Raw genomic sequence first — 3,855 nt, forward strand, 5'->3', positions numbered from 1 at the left:
ATAACTACATTCACGGTATCAAAAAAGTGGGATTAAGCGGCTCGAGCAGCAGCGATACGGGCCGTAACCTGACATACCACCACAACGTCTACAGCGATGTGAACGCCCGCTTGCCATTACAGCGTGGGGGGCAAGTGCACGCCTATAACAACCTTTATTCCGGTATTACCAGTTCAGGAATAAATGTGCGCCAGAAAGGGCTGGCACTGATCGAACGCAACTGGTTCGAAAATGCCGTTAACCCCGTGACATCGCGCTATGACGGCTCTAACTTTGGTACCTGGGTTCTGCGTGATAACAATGTCACCAGCGCTGCTCAAAACGCCACGTATAACATCACCTGGACCAGCGATTCCAAAGCTTACGTTAACGCTGAGGATTGGACCTCTACCGGCACTTTCCCGTCGCTGCCTTACAGCTATTCACCGGTCAGTGCCCAGTGCGTGAAAGCGAAGCTGGCCCAATTCGCGGGTCAGGGCAAAGGTCTGGCGGTGCTGACAACGGCGTCCTGTAACTAACGACCAAACAACATCAAGGCCACATGGCGTGGCCTTGATGTCTACTGTTATCGCTATTTTAAGAACCAAAATTCACATCCAATACCTGATAGCGTCTGCTTTATCAGAAACTATCCATACCCCCAATATGACCTTATAACCCGTGCGCTGTGGCACCACGCAGTCGGTACTCGTATTTTCTACCGGAATAGAGTTCACACTGAAGGGTTCTGGCGCGAGTGATATGCGTTTGCGTCAGCGTCCACGTAAACACCCTGGCCGGTATCGCTACTGCTTGAGCCGCTCACGATGAACGTGGTTCAAATTAGAACATATCAATGCAAGTCACTTTTAATATACATATCCAAAATGTAAGAAAAATCATGCACAGAATATAATAATTAATCCTCGATTATTTTTGTTGCTAAGTGTTTTATTTTTGTTCATCGCTTCGTTTTATACATACAATACACCATTGTTTTTATTGATGATATTTTTTGATCGGTTATCATATGAGCCTTTAGGATTTTGATGACAAAAAACGAAATTTAAATATTATTTTCTTCTAAAAACAACTTATTATGATGATGATTTATTAACACATAGACACCACTATTAAAATATTTACGTCGTTATCACAAAAAGATTATGACTCTTTTTTATAATTCGACTAACATCATCATTGTGTTTTGTCGTTGTGACTTTACGATAATATTAATCATCAGCCAGCTAATTATTAGCATTGCGTTACGATTATATGATGACGCATCTACTCCTTTCACTTCATTTTTATTTATTCACCAGAAAAAAATCTACAACATACTTTTTCTTTTGATTTTTTCAAAAGAAAAGAATGATTAGAGATTTTTTCTAATCTATTTTCAGATGTCATTATTCATAATGAGGGTATTCGTCATGACTAAGCCTGCTAATTACGACCCGCAGTGTAATGAGCCCCAGCCCGATCCTTGTAATGAGTATCACCCTGAGCCTTGTCCACCTAAACCTTGTCCACCTAGACCGGAACACGATAATTGCTGCTGTGTACCTGAGGATAAATATTACTTTGGCGATCTTTATCATGGTCAGGTGACGAGTCCTATGTCGCGCAGTGCCTTTGCTGCTTCTCGCGGATGGATTGGTGCATGGGAAGCTAATGAAATGGAAGGGGGAAAAAATTTCCCAGACTTCATCGGTGGCCCATTTCAGCCCCTCGGATTTGGTGATGCTTTTTTGACCGACACCCCGAGTGCGGCACCTCCAGCAAATGGCTCTATCGTCAGCGGTGGTCGCACTGGGAATCGAGATATTGTGAATTTTACGGATGCAGAGTTGCAAGCGGCGCGCGGAACAACATGGCCTAGAACCACCGTCACAAGTGGGCAAACCTTCAATGTAAACTGGGTATATACCGCACAGCATAGAACTCGTGGTTATCGATGGTTTCTGACTTATCCGAACTGGAACCCGTCACAACGTCTGAATCGTGGCAGCTTTAATTTAAATGGGATAGTCAATGACTTTACACTATTGGCACCTTTTTGGAATTTCACATTGGCGCAAATGCCCCCACGGGTTAGCCATAGCTTACAATTGCCTCAAAGAACCGGTCACCACGTGCTTCTGCTGATATGGATCGTGGCTGATACGCCAATGGGCTTTTATCAAGCGTTCGACCTCAATTTTGTTTAATCACATATGTTATAACATCTTAAATATTCACGTTAGATAACATACAAAATGAGACAATTATATGATACCGCTGACTGTGATGTATTAGCAGTCGGCGATATCATTCTTGCGCACATCTTATTTTTAAATAAATCCTGACGTAGGACATCCTTAAAAAAACCTATTGATAATAGCATGGAATTGTTTTTTAATTTACCTGTCATTTATTTTTTAGCATCTGCATTTTTCAGTTAAAAACGTAGCCAACCCAATAATAACCAACCTTAGCACCACATTAATGACACACTGTTTATCTCGCCAAAAATCATCAATGCCACATAGCCAAAATCGCGCTGACCGTGATCAAGGAGTGCGTTATCCGCGACGTTAATAAAGAACTGATTGATGGCGCTGTCTTTTTCAGCGGTGCGCGCCATGGCGATGGTGCCACGCACGTTACGTAAACCATTGTCTGCTTCGTTTTTGATCGGCGGGTTAGTGGCTTTTTGCTTCATTTCATCCACAAAGCCGCCGCCCTGAACCATAAAGTCAGGGATCACGCGGTGAAAGGAGGTTCCATTATAGAAGCTGCTGTTAACGTGCTCGATGAAACTTTTCACTGACACCAGCACTTTCCCGTCGCTGCCCAGTGCGTGAAAGCGAAGCTGGCCCAATTCGCGGGTTAGGGTAAAGGTCTGGCGGTGCTGAAAACGACGTCCTGTAACTAACCACTAAACAACATCAAGGCCACATGGCGTAAGAACCAAAATTCACATCCAGTACCTGATAGAAAGCATCTGCTTTATCAGAAACTGTCCATACCCCCAATATGACCTGATAACCCGTGCGCTGTGGCACCACGCAGTCGGTACTCATATTCTCCAACGGGGTTGAATCTACCGGAACATAGTTGATACAGAAGGGTTCTAACTCGAAACTGGCACGCGTCAGCGGCGCATTAGGGTTCCAGTTCTGTTTGGTGATAAAGAATTGCCAACTATAGGTGTTATACGGTGCTTTCAGCGTCCAGGTAAACGTATTGTACCCCGCTGTCATCGGTGATTTATACCATCGATTAGCACTTTGAGCATCCAACTGAGAAAACACAGGATTTCCAGCGCTTGCAATTTTTCCGTCCGGAGGACCTTCTGTCGGAAATCCTCTCGGCCCTTCAATATATTGAGATTGAAACTTTGCCGGTCCACAGTTTGCGTTATTAATCCCACCAAGGTCGCCGGTACACAACACCACACGGCTCGGGGGTGATGAAATATATCCACTGTATGGGCTTTCTGGAAGCACAGGCTGTGAATCTAAGGCCAGCTCTTCAGCAACCCCATAGGAACTGGTAAACAGCGTTAATAGCAGCAAGACGATGTGTTTCATTTCTTACTCCAGATTATATAGTAAGCATTTTTAGCCTATAGCATCATGACTGATAACCATCAGAACTGAGCATCAATCACTTGATAGAAGGCATTTGGGGTATCTCCCACTGTCCATACCGCCAGCAGTACCTGATATCCGGTACGCGCCGGTATGGTACAATTCATAGAGAACGACATTGGCGGCCGAGGATAGGGCGGTGAGAATATTTGCTGGCAGATAGGCGACAGATTAAAACTGGCACGCGTTAAAGGTGCATTGGGGTTCCAGTTCTGCTGTGTGATAAAGACCTGCCAGGCGC

The 3,855-nt window shown here is 44.5% G+C and carries 3 protein-coding genes and 2 pseudogenes; 2 read left to right on the forward strand and 3 right to left on the reverse strand.

All coding sequences use genetic code 11. The annotated features are described in order from the left end of the window. Positions 1–518, forward strand: a pseudogene (locus J5224_RS23895) (polysaccharide lyase); the annotation flags it as partial. Between the two features lie 894 nt (positions 519–1,412). After that, positions 1,413–2,189, forward strand: a complete 777-nt coding sequence (locus tag J5224_RS23900) for a lytic polysaccharide monooxygenase auxiliary activity family 9 protein (RefSeq protein ID WP_264627723.1) — start codon at positions 1,413–1,415, stop codon at positions 2,187–2,189. A gap of 290 nt (positions 2,190–2,479) precedes the next feature. Here the strand turns inward: J5224_RS23900 and J5224_RS23905 are convergent. The 3 genes and pseudogenes from J5224_RS23905 to J5224_RS23915 all read right to left on the reverse strand — a co-directional run. Next, positions 2,480–2,803: pseudogene (locus J5224_RS23905) on the reverse strand (peptidylprolyl isomerase); the annotation flags it as partial. A 106-nt stretch (positions 2,804–2,909) separates the two neighbouring features. Then, a complete protein-coding gene (locus J5224_RS23910) occupies positions 2,910–3,554 on the reverse strand; it encodes a lytic polysaccharide monooxygenase (RefSeq protein WP_264627724.1) in 645 nt (214 codons plus the stop codon). A gap of 59 nt (positions 3,555–3,613) precedes the next feature. Beyond that, a partial coding sequence (locus J5224_RS23915; RefSeq protein ID WP_264627725.1) for a lytic polysaccharide monooxygenase occupies positions 3,614–3,855 on the reverse strand: 242 nt, incomplete at its 5' end.

Source organism: Candidatus Symbiopectobacterium sp. NZEC135 (assembly GCF_025962695.1).